This window comes from Rhizobium sp. B230/85 (assembly GCF_019355735.1).
Lineage (GTDB): Bacteria > Pseudomonadota > Alphaproteobacteria > Rhizobiales > Rhizobiaceae > Rhizobium > Rhizobium rhododendri.
Genome location: NZ_CP072157.1, coordinates 199,450 through 220,051 on the forward strand (window position 1 = coordinate 199,450; position 20,602 = coordinate 220,051).

Here is a 20,602-nt window from a genome sequence, read left to right on the forward strand (position 1 = left end):
AACGCTGGTCGGAAATCGCTTCCGAGCGGCTATAGTGGAATGGTGTCGTGCTTACGCCAACGGACGTCCGCGGTCTTGTTCCGAAGCGAGGCGAATGCCCGCGCTATGCGTCGACGGGACGAATGGGGCATGATGACTTCGTCGATGAAGCCGCGCTCGGCCGCCACGAAGGGGTTCGCGAAGCGCTCTTCGTATTCGCGGGTGCGCTCGGCGATCTTGGCGGGATCACCCAATTCGGAGCGGTATAGGATTTCGGTAGCGCCTTTTGCGCCCATGACCGCGATCTCCGCGGTCGGCCACGCGTAATTGACGTCGGCTCCGATATGCTTGGACGCCATGACATCGTAGGCACCGCCGTAGGCCTTGCGCGTGATCAAGGTCACCATCGGGACGGTGGCTTGGCTGTACGCGAAAAGCAGTTTTGCACCGTGCTTGATGACGCCGTCGTATTCCTGGGACGTGCCCGGAAGGAAGCCCGGTACGTCGACTAAGGTCAGGATGGGAATGTTGAACGCATCGCAGAAACGCACGAAGCGGGCAGCCTTCCTCGAGGAATCGATGTCCAGGCATCCGGCCAGCACCATGGGCTGGTTGGCGACGACACCGACCGTCTGACCCTCGATGCGGATGAACCCGGTCATGATGTTGCGCGCGAAGGCTTCCTGGATTTCGAAGAAGTCGCCTTCGTCGGCGACCGCGTAGATGAGCTCCCGCATGTCGTATGGTTTGTTCGAAGAATTCGGGATGAGGGTGTCGAGCCTCGCCTCGAGCCTTGCCGGATCATCGGCAAAGGGCCGTACAGGAGCCTTTTCCCGGTTGTTAAGCGGCAGGAAGTCGAAAAGCAGGCGAATCTGTTCCAGCGCTTCTACGTCGTTCTCGAACGCGCCGTCCGCGACGGAGGATTTCGTCGTATGGGTCTTGGCACCGCCAAGCTCCTCCGCCGTCACGATCTCGTTCGTGACGGTCTTCACCACATCGGGTCCGGTCACGAACATGTACGAGCTGTCTCGCACCATGAAGATGAAGTCGGTCATCGCCGGCGAGTAGACTGCGCCACCGGCGCAAGGGCCCATGATGACGGAAATCTGCGGGACGACGCCGGAAGCTTCGACGTTCCTTTTGAAGACGTCGGCATACCCGGCGAGTGATGCGACACCTTCCTGGATACGCGCGCCTCCGGAGTCGTTCAAGCCGATGACGGGCGCGCCGTTCTTCAGCGCCATGTCCATGATCTTGCAGATTTTCTGGGCATGGGTCTCCGAAAGCGAGCCTCCAAGAACCGTGAAGTCCTGCGAAAAGACGTAGACCTGGCGTCCGTTGATCGTTCCCCAACCCGTAACGACACCGTCGCCCGCGACCTTCTGCCCGGCCATTCCGAAGTCGACCGCGCGATGGACGACATACATGTCGTATTCCTCGAAGGAGCCTTCGTCGAGAAGAACCTCGATCCTCTCCCTTGCCGTCAGTTTCCCCTTGCCGTGCTGGGCGTCGATACGCTTCTGGCCTCCGCCAAGCCTCGCTTCTGCGCGGCGCGCTTCAAGTTGCTCAAGAACGGTTCTCATAAAATCTCCAGGTCACGACACAAAACTTGCTCTGCATGTAGACGAACGAGGAGTTCCACAAAACACTTGAACGGGCACGCATGTGTAAACTATAAAAACGCAAACTCACTTTTGCGAAGTTGCAAACATGGCCATTGGTAAGCTTTTCATCGGACGCAAGGTGCGAGAACTTCGCGACGGGAACAAAGCCACCCAGGCCCAGTTCGCGGAACGTATCGGCATATCTACCAGCTACCTCAACCAGATCGAAAACAACCAGCGCCCCGTTTCGGCGGCGGTGCTGGTCGCCTTGGCTGAAAAGTTCCAGATTAACATGAGCGACCTGTCATCAGGCGAGGGAGATCGGCTTCTGTCCGCGTTGACCGAAGCCCTGACCGACCCGCTCTTCGATAACCTCGCGCCGAGTTTCCAGGAGCTCAAGCAGATCACCCAGAGCGCGCCGACCTTGGCCAAGGCGTTCATTCGGGCGCATCAGGGGTACAAGCGCAACAGCGAACAGCTTGTCAGCCTGAGCGACAGCCTCGGGAGGTCGACGTCACTGGCGGAGACCACCTCCTATGAGGAGGTGAGGGACTTCTTCCATTTCGTAGACAACTATATCCATAGCCTCGACATGGAAGCAGAGGGGCTTTCCGAAAAGCTGGGGATCGGCGTAGGCGACAGCTATCCGGCGCTATCGGCATATCTGAAGGATCGGTTCCGCGTGGAGGTCAGACGGTCCGACCTCGAGCAGGGCGCTTTGCGTGTCTTCGACCGCGCTGAAGGCGTTCTCCACGTCAACCGCTACGCGCCCGCGGCGACCCGCGATTTCCAAGTCGCGCTTCAGGTCGCACAGCTTCACGCCGGAGACTTGGTGGGCAAAATCGCGCAAGAAGCGAATTTCCGTACGGCGGAGGCCATCGACATCTGCAAGATCGGCCTGCAGAATTATTTCGCGGGCGCTTTGCTTCTTCCGTATGGCGACTTCCTTTCGACGGCCGGCTCGCTGCGTCACGATCTCGATCTCCTGGCGGCGCGGTTCGGAGCTAGCCTCGAACAGGTTTGCCACCGTCTCAGCACCCTGCAACGACCCGGCAACAAGGGCGTTCCGGTCTTTTTCGCGAGGATCGATCGGGCGGGGAACATCACCAAGCGCCACAGCTCCACCAAGCTTCAGTTCGCGAGGTTCGGTGCAGCATGTCCGCTGTGGAACGTACACGAGGCTTTCGAAGCTCAGGGCCGCATTATTCGGCAGGTTGCCGAGACCCCCGACGGAGTGCGGTATCTCTGTCTGGCCACCCAGATTTCGAAGACCGGTGCCGGGTATCACAGTCCCCAGCCGCGATACGCGATCGCCTTCGGCTGCGAAATCTCGTATGCCCATGCCTTCGTCTATGCCGACGATCTCGACCTGTCGTCGAGGACGAACTTCGAGCCAATCGGGATTTCGTGCCGGATTTGCGAGCGGGTGAAGTGTCCCCAGCGCGCCGTGCCGCCTTTGATGAGAAGGCTCCATGTCGACCACGACATTCGCGCGGTCCTTCCCTACGCAATCGAGGAAACCTGATCGGGCGGCCGTGGCCCGCGCCGCGAGGCCGTCACGACTAAGTCATTCCTGTGAAACTCCAGTCCGTCCTGCAAAAGAGACCGCTCCGAAAACCGGGTAATCAGATCGCATCCCCACAAGGGGAAATGCTAGCGCGGTGCCGCGCGGCCGGGTCTGAAACCAAGCATCGGAGATCAAATTGGATTCCCTCAGTTCCGCAGCTCCTCAGGCGAACTTCCTTGAGAGCGTTGAAGCTTACATCGATCGGGCGCTCGCGCTACTTGACCTGCCAGAAGGGCTGGCAGAGCGCATCAAGGCCTGCAATTCGACGTACACCGTGCGCTTCGGCGTGCGCCTCCGGGGAAAGGTGTTCAGCTTCACAGGATGGCGTTCGGTCCACAGCGAGCACGTCGAGCCAGCCAAGGGCGGCATCCGCTATTCGATGGATTCTGACGCGGAAGAAGTCGAGGCCCTGGCCGCCCTGATGAGCCTGAAATGCTCGCTCGTCGATGTTCCTTTCGGCGGATCGAAGGGGGCGTTGAAAATCAATCCGAAAGATTGGGAGACGCACGAGCTAGAGCGCATCACGCGCCGTTTCACACAGGAGCTCGCGAAGCGAGGTCTCATATGCCCAGGCCGGAACGTCCCGGCTCCGGACATGGGGACGGGGGAACGCGAGATGGCCTGGATCGCAGACGAATACAAGCGCACCGGTCCCTCGGACATAGTCAACGCGAATGCCTGCGTGACCGGAAAGCCTTTGTCGCGCGGGGGTATAGCCGGGCGGACGGAGGCGACGGGAAGGGGTGTCCAGTTCGCGATTCAGAGCTATCTCCGTGACATAGCGTCTCCGGGCATCGACGGCCGCCGCGACCTATCGAAGATGTCGGTCGCAGTCCAGGGCTTCGGGAACGTCGGATACCACGCCGCGAAGTTCCTCAGCGAGGAGGACGGCGCGCGTATCGTCTGCATCATCGAGCATGATGGCTATCTCTGGAACCCACAGGGGATTTCCGTCGAGTCGGTGGAGGCGCATCAGCGTGCGACAGGCAGCATCCTCGGTTTCGACGGAGCGGAAAGCCACGTCCGGGCATCCGAAGGATTGATACGACCCTTCGACATCCTCATTCCTGCCGCCATCGAGAGCTCCATCAACGCCCGAAACGCAGGGGCCATCCAAGCACGGCTTATAGTCGAGGGTGCGAACGGGCCAACGACGTTCGAGGCCGAGGCGCAGCTTCTAGAGCGCGGCATCGTTATCCTTCCGGACCTCTTCGTCAATGCTGGCGGCGTCGTTGTCAGCTATTTCGAGTGGGTCAAGAACATCACCCATATCCCGTTTGGCCTGATGGAGCGACGTCGGCGCGAGCGTCGCAACCATCAGATAACCAATGTCCTCGAGACGATGACGGGCCAGTCGTTCCCCGCCGACCATCGGGATAATTTCCTCGAAGGCGGGAGCGAGATCGACCTCGTGAGGTCGGGTCTGGAGGACATCATGCGGAACGCCTACGACAAAATGGCGGAGGTTCTCCGCACCCATCCTGGGGTTACCGATTACCGGACGGCTGCCTATCTCATATCCCTCACCAAGATCGCTGAATCTTATCAGGCTATCGGGATTTGACATCGCATAAGGCGGCTGCTGTGCCACTGCCAGCCGCCTTTCTGCCTGGAAACCGACTACGTGGCAGCACGCAGGTAAAGTGCAGCTGGTATCCGTCCTCAACGGATCGCTCTTTCGGTCCTCGGCGACTATCACGAGCTGGACCTCTGGGTAGGCTGCCGCAAAGGGAGCGGCGATCCGCGGCAACGCCACGTGCGCGAAGACGATCGGCGCGCTGAACGCAAGCGGCCATCCGATCGTTTCTCGACCGCGAAAAGCGCACTTTCAATCCGATCAAGTTCCAGGCTATTCTTGATGGCCCGTGGTGTGGTTGTTGAAAGAATTTTCTGGTTTGCTATGCAACTGAAGCATGTCGGAAAATCAGCCAAGCGGCCGCGATGGTGTGAACTTCGAGAATGGGCTTGTGGCGGTCGGCAGTGCGCGCAACCGCTGGCCAGGCGATGTGGCGAGAGTAAGGCGATGGAATGTTCTCTTGATACAGTTGAGGAGATCGTCGGCAAGAGATCGTCTTCATCGGCGCCGATCCCTTGGGCCAGAGCTAGATCAGACAGCAACTCAGCGACTGTGTTATTGCCGGGGATGCCATCACCCTGTGATACCGCCACTGTCGGCAATTCATAAAGCCCAGGCGCTGACTGGTCGTGAGTTCGACCAGGAAGAAACACGGGTGCCGGTCGGTATCACGCAACCGACGCATGTCGAGCGAAGTGCCGCGGAAAGGAACTGTCGGCGGAAGATGTTGCAATTGCAAGTTAATTAGCGATAGTGGAGATTGGCGTATGAAACGGAAAATAGTTGACCTCTCGGTCTGCCTAGAAAACGATGTGATGTCCGATCCCCCTGGGTATGGACCAAGTATCGAGTACATTGACCACAAGGCAGCGCTGCCGGGATTGCTCGGATTTTTCCCGGGGCTTACGGCTGGCGACCTTCCAGATGGGGAAGCGTGGGCCATAGAGCGGGTAAATCTCATGACGCATAACGGCACGCATCTTGATGCACCTTATCACTATGCGTCTACGATGGACGGGGGGCACCGCGCTATCACGATAGACGAGGTTCCCTTAGAGTGGTGCTTTCAAGCCGGTGTCAAACTCGACTTTCGGCATTTCCCTGACGGATACGTGGCATCAGCTGCTGACGTTGAGGCCGAACTGGAGCGTATCGGCCATGTTATCTCGCCGCTAGATATCGTCGTTGTAAACACGCGCGCGGGCGAACGCTTCGGACATGTTGACTACGTCGCATCAGGCTGTGGGATGGGGCGCGAGGCGACGCTCTATCTGACAAAACGCGGTGTACGCGTGACGGGTACCGACGCCTGGAGTTGGGACGCGCCTTTCGTCCAAACGGCGGGACGATACTCCGAAAGTGGCGACGCAAACCTCATTTGGGAGGGGCACAAGGCCGGGCGCGAAATAGGTTACTGCCATCTCGAAAAGCTTCACAATCTTGAAAAGCTGCCTGCGACGGGATTCATCATCGCCTGCTTCCCGGTAAAAATCCGGGCGGCATCGGCAGGATGGACACGAGCAGTCGCTATACTTGATTGAAAGCGTTCCTCTTGCTTGGCCTCGGTACAGCCGGCTGCAAGCAGGGGCTGTTTTTTCAATGCGGACGCAGCGCTTTTCGATGATGGAGACTCGTGGGGAAATTACGCGGATACCCCGCGAGGAGCTGGCATTAGCCCGCTCCTCGCCAACATCTTTCTGCACTACATCCTCGATCTGTGAGTTCGTCAATGGCGTCGACGCTATGTACGCGGCCGAATTGTGATCGTGCGCAATGCCGACGATTTCGTTATTGGCTTCGACAAGAAGGATGATGCGGAAGAAGTGCTTCTCGCTCTTCAAGGAGCGATTAGGCAGTTTTAGCGTGGCGCTTCACGAACGCAAGACGCGGCTGATCGAGTTTGGCCGGTTCGCGGCTTTGAGTCGGCAGTGACGTGGCGCGCGAAAACCCGAGACCTTCGCCTTCCTGGGCTTCATTCACTATTGTGGAGGCGTTGGCGCGTGGATTATCATTTGAGCGGAATTCGGCCTTTGATAGGCCGCTTATTTCATTGCTATCGTCGGTATCTTGCAACGAACAGATTTCGGGCGTCCACAGGCAAGCATTCGGTTAAGAATGATGACGCCGCTTGCAGCCTCTGTCTGTTGAGAAAGGAATGACCGAGCGCGCAAACGCGATCGAACAGGTTAAGACCAGAATTGGTGCACGGACCAGATGTCAATGTTTTGCATCTATGCGGCCAGGATCGAAACTAGGTTGATTGATCCAACATGCCGCACAAAGATAACGCCGCGCACCGCCATCATATCGGTAAGATGAAGTTCAAAGTGACGAACTGGGCAGAGTATGAAGCGTGTCTTCGCCGCCGGGCACTTTGACTCTTTGGATAACGCCGGAAGCGCTGGCGGGCTGGGCAGTGCCACGTCGCAAGACGCGTTGTGGCCAGCCGCGCTATACTGATCTGGCCATCGAAACCACGCTCATGCTGGGAATGGTGTTTGGGTTGCGGTTGCGCCAGAGCGAGGGTTTTTTGAACTCTGTTTTAGAAATGATGGCGCTGGACTTGGCTGTGCCCGATCACACCACGCTGAGCAGGAGGGCCAGTACCTGGAAGCCATCGGCCAGAAGCAACGACCACAAGTCTGTGGCAATTAGCCCCCTTCACGTGCTTGTGGACAGTACCGGGCTCAAGGTCTATGGCGCGGGCCAATGGCTGGAAGAATAGCATGGGGCAAAGTCCCGGCGTGGCTGGCGCAAACTGCACTTGGCGGTTGACGCCGACAGTGGCGAGATAATTATCCATGGCCCGACAGATCAGGAAACCGGCGATGCCTCGCAGCTGGAGCCATTGCTTGATCAGATCGATGATGGGAGCGGCCAATTCATCGCCGATGGAGCCTACGAAGGCACTCCCACCTACGACGCTGTTCTGCGTCACAGCGCAGGCGCGAGGGGTCGTCATCCCACCGCGCTCAAACGCGGTTGCGCGGCCCAGCGCCCAGCCGTCCTGCCAGAGAGAGATCCACATCGCATCCATCCGGATTGATGGTCGGCTGAAATGGCAGACGTCCACTGGCTATGGTAAACGGGCGCTGATCGAAACGGCGATGGGTCGATACAAACGCATAATTGGACCGCGTTTGCGTGCGCGGTCATTCCTTTCTCAACAGACAGAGGCTGCAAGCGGCGTCGCCATTTTGAACCGAATGCTTGCTTGCGGACGCGCGAAATCCGTTCGTCGCCAAGCCTTGACAGGAGAAGGCAAATAAGTAAGGCCATCAAAGACCAAATTTCGCACTGTTGCTGATCCCTGCACCAACGCCGATCAGGATGTGAGCGTTGTAGAGCGATTAATAATTCATACGCCTCCCGCCGTGTAACTAACGCGTTGACGGCGCCCGAGGGAATGCAGTCGAACGCCTATTTGTTAAAGTATTAGTCGCGACTAGTGGTTACCGCCTGACATAAGAGTCCTGTATGGGATTCCATTTGCTGGGTTGGCATGCGAGTCTGGCGCATGCGCACAGGAATATCGTTCACCGTTTCGCCAACAGATCACCAACGCCTGATGGCCTTGACCAGGGATCGCAATGCGCCCCAAAAGCACGTCTGGCGGGCCGAGATCATCCTGCTGAGTGCCGATGGCGTCGGGACTGTCGAGATTATGCGCCAGACCTGCAAATCGAAGACCTGCGTATGGCGCTGGCAAGAGCGCTTCGCCACAGAAGGCGTCGAGGGTCTCCTGCGCGACAAGACGCGGCCGTCGCGTATTGTGCGGCTCGGACCCGATGTCGCCGAGCGTGTGGTGGCCCTGACGCTGGCTGATCCGCCGGGCGAGACGACGCACTGGACGGCCGACATGATGGCGACGGCCGCCGGCATCAGCGCCAGCGCAGTCAGGCGTATCTGGAAAGCGCATGGCCTCGCACCTCATCGGTGGCGGCAGTTCAAATTGTCCAACGACCCGAAATTCGTCGACAAGCTGCGAGACGTTGTCGGCCTCTATGTTGATCCGCCAGCCCACGCCGTCGTGTTGTCGGTCGATGAGAAAAGCCAAATCCAGGCGCTCGACCGCACCCAGCCGGGCCTGCCGATGAAGAAGGGTCGGCTCGGCACCATGACCCACGACTACAAGCGGCACGGCACAACCACGCTGTTTGCCGCCCTCAACGTGCTCGACGGCACCGTCATCGGCCGCAACATGCAGCGTCATCGTCATCAGGAGTTCATCCGCTTCCTCAACGCCATTAACGCCCAGGTGCCGGACGACAAGGCCGTCCACGTCATCCTCGACAACTATGCTGCCCACAAGCATCCCAAGGTGAGAGCCTGGCTCGACCGTCACGAGCGTTTCACCTTCCACTTCACTCCGACTTCAAGCTCATGGCTCAACGCGGTGGAGGGTTTCTTCGCCAGGCTGTCGAAGCGGCGTCTGAAACGCGGCGTTTTCCATTCCGTCGTCGATCTCCAGGCCGCCATCAACCGTTTCCTCGTTGAGCACAACAAAAAGCCAAAGCCCTTCACTTGGACCGCCGATCCCGACAAAATCATCGCCGCCGTTAAACGCGGGCACCAAGCGTTAGATTCCATCCACTAGCTAGAGGTAGGCATCAAACCAATCGAGAACGCGGCGCTGGATATCGGCCTGATGCTCAGGCTCGCTAAACCAGTGAGCTTCCCGCGGATAGCTGATCATCTTAACGGGTTTGCCAAGAAGTCTTAGTGCTCGGTAGAACTCCAGACCAAGCGCTATCGGCACTCGCGTATCTGCCTCGCCGTGCAGTACCAGCACTGGCGTATGAACGTTTTCCAACATTCGCACGGGCGATACCCTATCTAGATCAGCAAGGTGCGCGGATGGCTCGCCGAAATAACCGGTGGTGTAGTCGGGCGTGTCGGTAATGCGCGCCATCGTAGTCATGTTGGTTGGAGCAGCACCGACCACTGCTGCCTTAAAGCGCTCGCTGTGCGTCGCCGCCCAGGCCGCCATGAACCCGCCATAGCTCCAGCCGCCGATGCCGAGGCGCGAAGGGTCCGAAATCTTCATTGCGACGAGCATGTCAACGCCGTCGATCACGTCTTGATAGTCCATTCCGCCCCAGTCATGCCCAATCGCTCGCGCAAAGGCCGTGCCTTGACCGTCCGAGCCGCGCGGATTGGGTAGCAATACGGCATAGCCATGCGTCGCCAGCATCTGCGCCCATTCGTGCCAGCTCCCAAGCCACCCCGCCCACCACGCCCATTCGGGACCGCCGTGAATTTGGATGACTGTCTTGATCGGGTTCCCAGGGGTGTAGTCCGGCGGCGTAACGAGGACACCATAGATCCGCTTTCCGTCATGGCTACTGGTCCAAGATATTTGGCTCACCTTGCCACATTTCCAGTGGGCGACTTGCGGGTTGATCATTGTGATTGGACGGATCTGTTTGCCGGCGATGGTCCAAACGTCGGCAGGTCGCTCAGGGCTTGACAGCGCAACCGCGACGAGGCGATCATCTTGACTAGTCGTGAGGTCGAAAGCCTCACCTTCCAAAGTGGCAAGCCGCGTGACACGCCCGTTCCCGGTCGCTGCGATTCTCACTAATCTGGATTGCGTCTCCTCAAATGACAAGGCGAGGATGGAGCGGCTATCCGCAGCCCATTGCAACCGAGTCAACAACCCCGCGTGGTCGTCGGCGAGCTTTATGAGTGTATTTGTCGCAACGTTGTAAACGCGGGGGGCCGTGCCAATAAAGCCCGGCGTAAGAATTTCCGAACCGAGGATGGCAGTGCCGTCGGGTGCCCATAACGGGCCTTCCGCGGCATGTTCAATGAGCGTCTTGCCGAATGTGCCGTTCTGGAAATCAAAAGTGGTGATCCGCGAATGATAAAAATAATCATTGATCGCGCTGGTATCCGCGATACGGACCGCCATGCGCTTTCCATCCGGAGACCACGCCATTTTGCTGACGTTGACAGTTTTTGGCGAGACAGGTCGCGCCTTGTGGTTCAAGAGATCCAGGATCCAAAGGCGGGTCATGTGACCAGTCTTGTCCATCTCGACCCAGTCACGCTTGGCCTCACGATCTGCCTTTTCCTCCGGTGTATCTGGATCAGCACTTAGAAAGCCAATCTTTGTCCCGTCTGGCGACCATGCGAAATCAGTAATGTCACATGGCACTGCGATGAGCGGCACTGGTTCGCCACCATTGCGCCCAACTTTCCAGAGCTGCCGGGTCTGTTTGCCCTCGGCGTCTAAAACAGCTGGCGGCGATGCGTCGGTTTGGCCTTCAGGCCGGCTGAATGCGTCGGGCTTTCCTGCGGTCGACATATCAGTTCCCGTCATTCCTTTACTCCTGCGGTTCGACAGGAACGCGATGATTTCACCGTCAGGAGACCAGCGCGGTGTGTTGTCAACACCAGCACCGTTGAGGAGCTCACGCGCGGGCTCGCTGCCGTCGGTCGGCACGAACCATATCCTTTGCTGGTCAGAGCCGAAGGTCGCCACTTGCCGTTGAACGACAAACAATATTGTCTTACCATCAGGCGACATTTCCAGATGACGCATGTCGTGTAACTGCATGATGTCAGAAGGGCTAATCGGACTGCCGAATTCGGCAGTATTCGTCGTTGGAGCGATGGGCGAGCGAAGGCGCAGTGCCTGAATGTCCACCTCTTTCGGTGACTGGGTCACGGCTGTAAGGAGCGACGCCGTAAGAGGAAATTCTAGCTTCATTGAAGACCCTTTATCTCACCTGATTTGGGCTAAAGAGAACATACCGACATAGTTTGCGGCTTGACGCGTTCGCAGCCATGCTAAAACCTTCGCCTTAGTTTGTTGGCGTGAGGGCGCGCATCCAGCCGCTTATCGCGGGAGAAAAGCTGGAACGCTGTTGCTTTATGGCACATAATGCACGCCGCGATGATTGCGCTGGCATCACCACCCGATCAGAGACGCCGAACAATCCAAGACTGTTATCAGAGCCAAGAACGGTTCGAAGCAAAACTTGCTAAGAAGTTCGTGTCCAGCGCTTTCGATGCCGATCTGCGTCCCAAGTCACGGGAAAGTTTTGAACTGTTCGTATGCCCGAAAAGCCATTGACCTTTGGAAAAGCACCACCGGCTCTGATGGTCGGAAAACGCTCTGCTAGGACGGTCAATGCCTCTTCCAGCTCAGCCTTTGCCAGTGCTTCGCCCAGACAACGGTGTGCTCCAGCGCCAAATACCGGATGCCATTTCAATTGCTCTCTTGTGATATCCAGTCGATCAGGGTCGCTATACAGATGCTCATCTCTGAGGGCGGACATGGTCACGAGGGAGCAAGCTTTATTGGCGGGGAGGAGCATCCCGTCTAACTCGATATCGGTGGTGGTGACGCGCGGAACTGAGCCTATCGCGGGCTCATAACGCAGGCATTCCACGACGGCCTTTGGAACCAGGTCGTGATTCTTCAAAACTGCATTCCATTGATCAGGATGCTGGAGAAGCACTGCGAGCTGGATGACGATGGCAGATCGCGTGGTGTCGCTACCACCGACTATCAAAGTCATGATTTGAGTAATCACTTCCTCGGCGGACAAGGAGCCGTCGCTTTCCACATCGGAAAGAAGTCTGCTCACAAAGTCATTGTTCTTTTTATAACTGCGCCTAGCCACGACGTCGGCAACATATGATCTTAGCTCGCCGGCTGCTCGTTGAAGCTGCGGTACATCTTGCGCACGCCAAGATCCGCCCAGGAGCGGACTGAAGCGGTATACGATCTCTGTAAATCTATTCACATCGTCCTGGGGGAGGCCTAAGATCGACGCAATGATCTTGGCCGGAATAAGAGCGGCAAAGTCCTCAAGCAAATCCATGCCACCATCGGGCGCTACGGCATCTGCGATCTGTGCAACAGTCTCTCTAATGAGAGGTCGCAATGCATCAATCATCTTGAAGGCGAATGTCCTGGTCAGGGGAGATCGTCTGCGCAAATGAACATCCCCATTCGACGTCAGCATCCCGTTTTGCACGAATTCCCAGATCGGTCCATCTTCAACACCGCGCAGGGTGACCAACTCTGTTTCTACCTGACGTGTCTTAGCATCGCTGCACAGGCTGAGAACGTCGTTGGCACGCAAGATGAGATATACCCCCGCTTCCGACAAGATGAAGGGGATCTCCTTTCGGTAGTGACGGTAGACGCCATGAGGGTCCGAACTCAGGGTTGAAATGGGCAGCACCGGAACTCGAAAGTTCGGGTCGCGCTCTGCGGAGTTGTTCAGATTCATTCATCAATACCTTTAATTCGGTCCACCCGTCGCCCAAACTTCGGCCAGCCAGCGAGACACATCCGGCGCTTCAGCAGGGCATTCTGTTCTTTAGCTACGGCAGAAGTGTTGCATTGCGTGATGACAACACTGGCGGGAAACACGCGTGAAACAATGCGCGCAACGACTTTGGCGCGAATTTCCCTGGATCATTACATATGGCTGTCACCCCACCAACATCTAAGTGCGCCCACATTAGCGCGTTGGGAAGAAACTTAATCCACGGTCCAATGCACAATTAAATTCGAGTGTCGTACCCTTTTGTTCGTATGCGGGAAGGCTAAACACAGTCATAGAGAATTGAGCGCTGTTGTCTGGGAGGACTTTGTATCGTAAAAACTGAACGATCGGCTTTCCATCGAGATCGATGGTCATATGCTCGTCAGCAAAGGCAAGCGTCCCATCGTCCGTCAATCTAAAAGCGTTAATCCGTAATCCACCGCGTGTTTTGCTCGGCTTTGCACCGTTTGGTACTGGGCTGCAAAGACTGAGATCAACGGTGACGGCGACCGGCTGCCCCTTACCAAGCATACGAATAACAGCTGGCAGGGCGAGGGGTTCTTGGAGATGCTCGGTTGCACCCGCTGCGGCGGGTAGCAAGGCCGCGAGGAAAATAGCGAAGAGGCGCTTCATGCATTACTCCTTGGAACTCTTGGCGCATGGCTCGATAAGCGGCGTCAAATGGATTGGTATTACATAACTTTACACTGCGCTCAGCGGAAAGCCGATGAGGATGTATTAACTTTGATCGTGATGCCAGAAGCCCTAAAGCAAGACTTAGGCGCCCAATACCATTCGTTAATGGACTTTTATTCGTTGCATATTTCACCAACGCAAATCATGGGCTACGTGCAGACCCTGATCACAAACCCGTGATCTGGCAAATGAAAATTTTATAACGGCCTAATTTACTGATTTTGTGAGAGTATTTCCTTGCCGTGTAATGTTGGGCCGAAAAAGATCGCCTTATTTCTGCCCTAATACATATTGTTGGCCAATCTCGTCTGGCATCCAAGAAACGAATGAAAATGAACCTTCCGATGAAGCGTCGTAACGTGAAACCTGTCGTCAAACCAGAGGTGTGTCGTCTCTCTGGGATCAGCTGTCAGACGCCTGGTGACCGGGCAAGCGGCGACCGGCGTTGAGGGGGCGTGAAGCGGATGCAGGCGTTGTCGCGGAACTGCAGAAACAGTCGCTCCGATGCAAAGGGAGAAGCACAAGCGGAGAAGACCGTAAGGCGAGAGTACCGATGCGGGGCACTGGGACGGACCGATTTGTAGTAGCGATGAAGGCTCGTAATGGAGCTGGAGCGAATAGGTCGGATCAGGTGGTCGTATTATCAACACAACTGGCAACAGGATGACGTTGATGGATATACAAGGCAAACTGTTCAATATCAGTAAGCAGAAGGTGTACGAAGCTTATCTGCAGGTGCGATCCAACGGAGGCGCAGCTGGTGTAGATGGGGTAACGATTGAGCAGTTCGAGGCCGATCTAAAGAGGAATCGTACGCATCCGAGGAAGGCCGTCTTGTACGGATGAGGAATATGGAAGAGCACTCGCTATATCGACGTCAATATATCCGGTGTTGTAGCCATGGACATTATCAGAGACCGTAAACAGGTGAGCCGCCTTGAGGTCCGGGATCGGTCGACGGCTCGATTCCCGAAGGCGGACACTCGAACAAAACCCGAACTGCAAAGTTCGAACCTTTAAAACCCAATATGAATAAGGACATCATCAGATATAGCCCGACCTGCAGTGCGCTGGCTTAATGCTCTGGATTGCGTTGCAAAAATCGGTATTCTTCCGTTCGTGAGAGCCAAGGCGGGTGGAAGGTAGCCGCTGCCGGCGAACTAGACGAAGTAGGATGGGAATGCCAACGAACAACGTGCCGTATTTCAGTCAGTGGGAAACGCCCGAAATGACTTGCCTGTTGTTGCAAAGGGAGCCGCAGCCCTGCTGGATGATCCGCTTTGGCAGCAATCTGGAGCGCAAACGGTCGAGGAGTACGCTCGTTGGGCTCCCAATCTTTGCGGTATGGCATGCCTGAAAATGATCCTCGCAACGCGGGGCGAGGCTCACCCCACGCTTGATCTTGCCCGCGCTTGCACCCAGCATGGCGGCTATGTCGTCAGTGAAGACGGAGCCTCCATCAAAGGACTGATCTACGCGCCGTTTGTCGAACTGGTTTCCATCCGTTTCGGTCTGAAAGCCGAAATCATGACAGGTGTCGAGGTGGTGGCCATTCCGAAGCTCCTATCGCGCTGGTAGTTTTTTATCGCATCGGTGCATCACTCGATCCGCTGGCCCGATCAGGGTCCGCCCTCAAAGGGCGGCCATCTGGTGCTGATAACGTCAGCCTCTCCGCAAGCTGTCTGCTTTCATAATCCATCCGGCCATGATCGAGCCAGCCAGACAGACGTCGTCCTGCCGCTCGACGTCTTCGATCAGTTCTTCGCCGGTCGCGGGATCGCCGTGAGTTTGTAGAGTTGGAGGCGGTGATTAAGCATGGAGCACTAACGAGAAAAATGTGCGGAGCACATCTCAAAGTTCCATAAATCACCCTTGTGTATTGTCCGATAAATAATTGATTTTATGAGTGTTTCTGCTGTTTTTCAGCTGTTAGCGTGAGGTGCCTTAGCCGGAAGCATTTCAGCTTGTCTGTTCTGGCTCGGGGCTTCTCAGCTCGATTTCCGGCGAAATCTGCTTGGATTGAGCGTTGAGAGAAAGCAACTGTTTCACCTGGCTGGCAACGCAGGCCGCGCGCGTCCCACTCCGATCTCGGAAAAGGCTTGGCCTATGTGCTGACGCCACAGGACGGCTTCCGTCTGTCCCTGAACGACGGCCATGTCGATCTTGACACCAACCTGGTGGAAAACGCGATCCGCCGCCCGGCCATTACAGGGCACGATGAAGGGGGCCGCAACTGGGCTCGGTTTGCCAGTGTTATCGGCAACTGCAAAATGAACGGCGTTGAACCTTACGCCTATCTTTGCGACTTCTTCAGCCGCCTCGCAAACGGCCACCTCGCCAAAGACATCGATGCCTTGATGGCCTATGCCGCCCACATCAAGGCCTCACAGTGAGGTCGCCAGATACTCGTCAGTGGCCACGAGATCTCTTCCGGCCACCATCGCGAATTGCGCGTAGCGGCGATGACTCTTTGGGAAAAAATGCCTGAGCATGAGAGGTATCTGCGGATAGCGTCCTTCGCTGGCCTTTTTTACGATGCCAAGCTATCGGCGGCGTTTCGCCATAGAGGCCAAAACGCCAACGCAACAGGCCCGTTCATTCACGACAATCAAAGCGACCTCTCAGTTTCACGGCGTCTCATCCTGATCGTCGCGCTATAGTCCAACCAGATTGCTTGAAGAGACTGCCTGACCGTTCGTCTGTATCGGTCACTATCAGGTGACATTATTATCTCCTCTCCCCATTCGATGTTTGTCCCGACGGAGTTGTCGGGCTCGAATGAAATTGCTGACTCACCGTCCATTGTTTGCCTTAAGCAATAGTGCTGTACCGTTAGATCTGGGGTCGTCTTTCCTTGCATGTTTGTTTCTCCGTGATTGCAACGAGGAGTTCCTGCTTGTGAACCACAGCGCCTGTTAACTCTTCGCAGCTTTTGCGAACGTCGGATCGAAGGTCTTGCTGAAGGGAACATCGGCATTGGCAAGTCCTGGATCGAGCGTCTTCAGCACGCCCATCATCGAGTCGTAGCCTTCCTTGGTGACCAGACCATCCAGCGAGTACATCTCTTTCGAGTTCTTGAACGCCTGCATGTACAGATCGCGGTTACCCAGCTGGTATTCCGTTGGCACCACGCTGGCCACATCCTCGGGGCTGGCCTGCCCAATCCACTTCAACGCCTTCATGAATGCGTTGACGGTGCGCTGCGTGGTCACCGGATTGGCGACAGTGAACTCCTTCTTGATATAGACCGTCGCAGCTGGATTAGGGCCGCCGAAGAGGGACCGGGTGCCGGCCTCTGTGCGCGTATCGAGGAGAATGGCGATGTCGTTGTCGTATTGCAGCTGCGCGATGACAGGATCGACATGCGATATGGCATCGATCTGACCGCTCTTGAAGGCTGCGAGCGCCGCTGCACCTCCGCCGATCCCGATCAGCGAGGCATCGTCGGCTTTCAATCCGCTCTTCAGCATTGCGTACTGGAACATCAGCGCCGTCGAGGAGCCGGGTGCGGTGATGCCGACCTTGCGCCCCTTCATGTCGGCCATCGACTTGATCTCGCCGGCGAGATCCTTGCGCACGGCGATGACGATGCCGGGGAAGCGGCCGAGATTGCAGATCCCGACGATATCCTGTCCCTTGTTCTGCATGCGGATCGTGTGCTCATAGGCACCAGCGACGATATCGAGCGACCCGCCGACGAGGCCCTCTAGAGACTTCGAGCCGCCCGAAAAATCGTTGATCGTGACGTTCAGTCCCTCTTCCTTGAAGAAGCCTTTGCGTTCCGCGATCGTCAGCGGCAGGTAGTACAACAGCGGCTTGCCGCCCACCCCGATAGAGACGTCGGTCTTTTCAGGCTTGGCGTCCTGCGCCATCGCCGACGGGATGCCGTTGAGGGATGCGCCGAATATCGCACCCGTCGTTCCGATCAGAAAAGTCCTGCGTTTCATGTCTGCTCCTTGGTTTCGGTTTCCGTTCAGGTTTAACCGGGCAAGTATCTCATTGGCCGGGCCAAGCTGTCACAATTGGGTGTCGTACTTGCTCCGGCTATCTCTCGTTGAGGTCTCGACCGACCGTGATCACAAATCCGTGATGTGCCAAATGATGTTTTTGTGACGCCCTAGGTCTCTGTAAATATTAGACTAAATATGTGTTTTTGATCGCGGACTGCTATGAATTTTTGTCGTATTTTTGCCGTAAAGCAGCATATTTGCCGAGCTTCTCTCTTTTTTGCATCCCAAGATCGCCACGAAGGTATTCCGAAAGCCCACGCGGGCAGTTGCCGGTGGAAAAGCTGTCTACCTGCCCAGCAAATATCTCCTCCGTCCCCGGGCTGATCATCGCCTTCATCTTTTTGTTCCTTGTGTCGCTCAACGAATTCACACGCGCCTTTTACCTCGCCGGCCGCCAGAGCACACGCCGGCGGTCTATTCGGCAAGATGAATTGGGTAAAAGGCATTGCCGCTAGCTGGGATCTCGGGGCCGCGGGCCACCGAGGATCAGTGCGCTCCACAGCCGACCGAGTGGACGGCCCGAGATCCTCCCCAAGCGATTCTTCAGTGTGCCGCCGCCGACGGGAGTGTCTTGTCTTCCGTCAGCATTGACCAACACGGTGATCCGCTTCAAGAACCCTACAGCGTCGAAAGTCGATTTGGCATTCGATATGCCAAAATAGGCGTTGGCATCCATAACCTTTATTGACCCGATCGCGAGGACGAGGGCGATAGAGGTGTCCAAGGTGACTACAGCGGCGAACCGGCCCGATCGAACAGCGTCGAAAAGGTGTGGAATGGAGCATACTTCAGAGACCTGGAACCGGTTCGATACCAGCGTCGAGACCACAGCGGCTGACCTGCCTGCCGGCAGAAAAACGATAACCGGACGCCGTCGCATCAATTTGAAAACTTTCGCCATGCGAATACTCCTGACTGCATCTCCAAAGAGATTGATGTCTTCGTCAATCTGCTAAGGCTCTGAGCATCCGAGGGTGGCTCTGACTTTGGTTCATGGAGCTTAAGCTTGAACCTGGAAGCCCCGCCCACTCTGTTCAGGTGCGGGGCGCCTCGCCCTTTGGTCAGGCCTTGGATGGGCCAGCGTGATCTGTATGCGCCGCTTTGCTATTGCGGTGTGTCGTTTGTTGTTGAGAAATGTTGCGGTCTAGATCCCTACGATTGAAAGCTGCTAAATCCCGCCGTTAATAGAAATTTCAGAGGCTCGAGTCCTAATCGTATACCGCCGCCACGGGGGAGCGCAATGAAATCTACGAGCACCGGTCAACGACGACGCTGCATAATTGTATTGAACGCAGATTTAAAAGTGATCGGTCTCCGCTGGTATTCTTTGATTAATTTCAGCCATAACCCACAATTACTCGCGGACCCCTGGATGGTTGCATGAACAATATCTACACTGTGCTTGTTCGATGAAACCGAACCAGACCCGCGGAATTGGGATGTGCAATATGTTGGCTTAAGGCCGACTGGGTCAGTCGGCCATCTTAGGGATCTCGGTCACCTTTAGCCTGCATTACCAGAGCCTTGAGATCGATCAGCGACGAACTGTTCCACGCGCTCGGTTCGGTCAACTTGACGCAAATTGTTATGGCCACTCGGCTGGCACCAGCGTGACATAAATGCCCTCAACGTTTGCCTATCGGTGCCAAGTCAAAGCGATCATAAACCGTTCAACGAGACGCCGGCCCTTGAAAGCGTCAATGATGTTGCATCTGGACGTCCGGGATTGGACAAGCACATAATGCAACCTCCGAAAAAAATCCATCGTCCGAAAGCAATGTGCAGGGATCCGGCGCCAGGTAGGCAGTTTGGCAGAGAAATAAGTCTCACGGTTGCCGATCATCGTCTTCTTTCGCAAGCGAGTGAACCCGACCAAATTGGACCGAGTGCTGTAAAGGGATGTCCCGTTGTCCCACCCGCGTTCAATAGCAACGTCCCAGGGCAAAGACATGATCCGCAACTTGGAGACTATCTTTGCCGCCCCGCTAAGCGTTACCAGATAGCCTGCCGTGGAGCCTTGTGGCCCAAATATGCAGCGGCCTAGAATATCGCCTTCTGCGGTTGTGGTAAAAGTTCGGAAGCCCTTCCACCGATGGTTCACGAATTTGATCACGTCGGCATCTGGAGCAGCGTTCATGGCGGAAACCGCTCGCGCTAGAAACGTATCGTCGAGCAAGATGTCGTCTTCAACGACGATCGCCGCGTCTCTACCGCCGGCAAGGAACCGCTCGAGCGCAAGCAGATGGCTGCGATAGCAACCATATTCCCCCGGCAAAATATGCCGCCCATTTCGCTTTAGGAAGAGACGCACATCGACATCGATCCAGTCCTCACTCGGATGGACCTGCCCATCGACGCCCTCGACGCGATTGAGTTCAATTGAAAATTCGGCACTCTGCCGCCTCATCTCCGCCAGCCTATCGGCGGCGCGATCAATATTGATAAGGTAAATCGCCAAATGTTGCGGGGACATCGCTTCTTAAAAAATATTGTGCAATTGCACAGCCTTTTACCGGCACATGCGAAGGCGTCTACGCCTGTGCTATTCGCAGTGCAACGCCGTTGGCATCAATCGCGTTCGCTCACAAATATAGACGAAAGGTGTTCTAGACAGACTGCGTAGTTACCATGCTTTGTCTATCCCTAAGATGTTCCTCTTCACTGCGTACAGCGTGACCCACAGCCACGAGAGAAATATAGTTGCCGCTAATGCGAGCTGTATCGTGGTCATTTGTGATGTCCTGTTTTCCTATGGAAAATCGGTAAAATTTTCCGTCTCGCTTTGTTCATTCGTTATATCAGACGCCAATGTTGCTTTGGGTCGCGTTATATTCAAAAATGTTGCAGCACATATATTTCGAGCTGCCATGGCACGAAATGAA

Annotated in this window: 13 protein-coding genes and 4 pseudogenes; 7 read left to right on the forward strand and 10 right to left on the reverse strand. The window is 56.3% G+C overall.

The window, feature by feature from the left end; translation table 11 throughout:
• Nucleotides 1-29 precede the first annotated feature (29 nt).
• Nucleotides 30-1,562, reverse strand: a complete 1,533-nt coding sequence (locus J5289_RS19145; RefSeq protein ID WP_209207695.1) for an acyl-CoA carboxylase subunit beta — start codon at nt 1,560-1,562, stop codon at nt 30-32.
• A gap of 127 nt (nt 1,563-1,689) precedes the next feature.
• Here J5289_RS19145 and J5289_RS19150 point away from each other — a divergent pair, with 127 nt between their 5' ends.
• The 3 genes from J5289_RS19150 (at nt 1,690) to J5289_RS19160 (ending at nt 6,267) form a co-directional block, all read left to right on the forward strand.
• Nucleotides 1,690-3,108, forward strand: a complete 1,419-nt coding sequence (locus J5289_RS19150; protein ID WP_209207696.1) for a short-chain fatty acyl-CoA regulator family protein — start codon at nt 1,690-1,692, stop codon at nt 3,106-3,108.
• A 172-nt stretch (nt 3,109-3,280) separates the two neighbouring features.
• Nucleotides 3,281-4,714: a Glu/Leu/Phe/Val dehydrogenase gene (locus tag J5289_RS19155; protein WP_374108609.1), complete on the forward strand. Its 1,434-nt coding sequence runs from the start codon at nt 3,281-3,283 to the stop codon at nt 4,712-4,714.
• A 779-nt stretch (nt 4,715-5,493) separates the two neighbouring features.
• The gene (locus J5289_RS19160) at nt 5,494-6,267 is read left to right on the forward strand and encodes a cyclase family protein (protein ID WP_209186525.1); all 774 of its coding nucleotides are present in this window, start codon (nt 5,494-5,496) and stop codon (nt 6,265-6,267) included.
• 307 nt (nt 6,268-6,574) lie between these two features.
• On the opposite strand, the gene J5289_RS19165 is transcribed toward J5289_RS19160, so the two are convergent.
• Entirely contained in the window at nt 6,575-6,799 is a 225-nt protein-coding gene (locus J5289_RS19165) for a hypothetical protein (RefSeq protein ID WP_209207698.1), read from the reverse strand.
• Nucleotides 6,769-6,900 (reverse strand): annotated as a pseudogene (locus tag J5289_RS19170) (IS5/IS1182 family transposase); the annotation flags it as partial. The gene J5289_RS19165 and the pseudogene J5289_RS19170, both read right to left, overlap by 31 nt.
• Before the next feature lie 96 nt (nt 6,901-6,996).
• On the opposite strand from J5289_RS19170, the pseudogene J5289_RS19175 reads away from it, so the two are divergent.
• Nucleotides 6,997-7,995: pseudogene (locus tag J5289_RS19175) on the forward strand (IS5 family transposase).
• A 248-nt stretch (nt 7,996-8,243) separates the two neighbouring features.
• The gene (locus tag J5289_RS19180; RefSeq protein ID WP_219276603.1) at nt 8,244-9,323 is read left to right on the forward strand and encodes an IS630 family transposase; all 1,080 of its coding nucleotides are present in this window, start codon (nt 8,244-8,246) and stop codon (nt 9,321-9,323) included.
• Here the strand turns inward: J5289_RS19180 and J5289_RS19185 are convergent, their stop codons facing one another.
• From J5289_RS19185 to J5289_RS19195, 3 genes are all read right to left on the reverse strand, one after another.
• Complete coding sequence (locus tag J5289_RS19185; RefSeq protein WP_209207970.1) at nt 9,324-11,441, reverse strand: S9 family peptidase; 2,118 nt, start codon at nt 11,439-11,441, stop codon at nt 9,324-9,326. It lies immediately after the preceding gene.
• Nucleotides 11,442-11,715: 274 nt separating this feature from the next.
• Nucleotides 11,716-12,975, reverse strand: coding sequence for a cytochrome P450 (locus tag J5289_RS19190; protein ID WP_209207969.1), 1,260 nt, complete (start codon nt 12,973-12,975; stop codon nt 11,716-11,718).
• Nucleotides 12,976-13,209: 234 nt separating this feature from the next.
• Nucleotides 13,210-13,647, reverse strand: a complete 438-nt coding sequence (locus tag J5289_RS19195; protein WP_209186814.1) for a VirK family protein — start codon at nt 13,645-13,647, stop codon at nt 13,210-13,212.
• Between the two features lie 1,243 nt (nt 13,648-14,890).
• Here J5289_RS19195 and J5289_RS19200 point away from each other — a divergent pair.
• A pseudogene (locus tag J5289_RS19200) lies at nt 14,891-15,504 on the forward strand (C39 family peptidase).
• 250 nt (nt 15,505-15,754) lie between these two features.
• Nucleotides 15,755-16,103, forward strand: a pseudogene (locus J5289_RS19205) (transposase domain-containing protein); the annotation flags it as partial.
• A 522-nt stretch (nt 16,104-16,625) separates the two neighbouring features.
• On the opposite strand, the gene J5289_RS19210 reads toward J5289_RS19205, so the two are convergent.
• The 4 genes from J5289_RS19210 to J5289_RS19225 form a co-directional block, all read right to left on the reverse strand.
• Nucleotides 16,626-17,657 carry an ABC transporter substrate-binding protein gene (locus tag J5289_RS19210; RefSeq protein ID WP_209207968.1) on the reverse strand — a complete coding sequence of 344 codons (1,032 nt, stop codon included), beginning with the start codon at nt 17,655-17,657 and terminating at the stop codon, nt 16,626-16,628.
• A gap of 220 nt (nt 17,658-17,877) precedes the next feature.
• Nucleotides 17,878-18,057, reverse strand: coding sequence for a hypothetical protein (locus J5289_RS19215; protein WP_209186816.1), 180 nt, complete (start codon nt 18,055-18,057; stop codon nt 17,878-17,880).
• 114 nt (nt 18,058-18,171) lie between these two features.
• Entirely contained in the window at nt 18,172-18,621 is a 450-nt protein-coding gene (locus J5289_RS19220; protein ID WP_209186817.1) for a hypothetical protein, read from the reverse strand.
• 735 nt (nt 18,622-19,356) lie between these two features.
• Nucleotides 19,357-20,193: a glycosyltransferase family 25 protein gene (locus J5289_RS19225; protein ID WP_209186818.1), complete on the reverse strand. Its 837-nt coding sequence runs from the start codon at nt 20,191-20,193 to the stop codon at nt 19,357-19,359.
• Between the last annotated feature and the right edge of the window lie 409 nt (nt 20,194-20,602).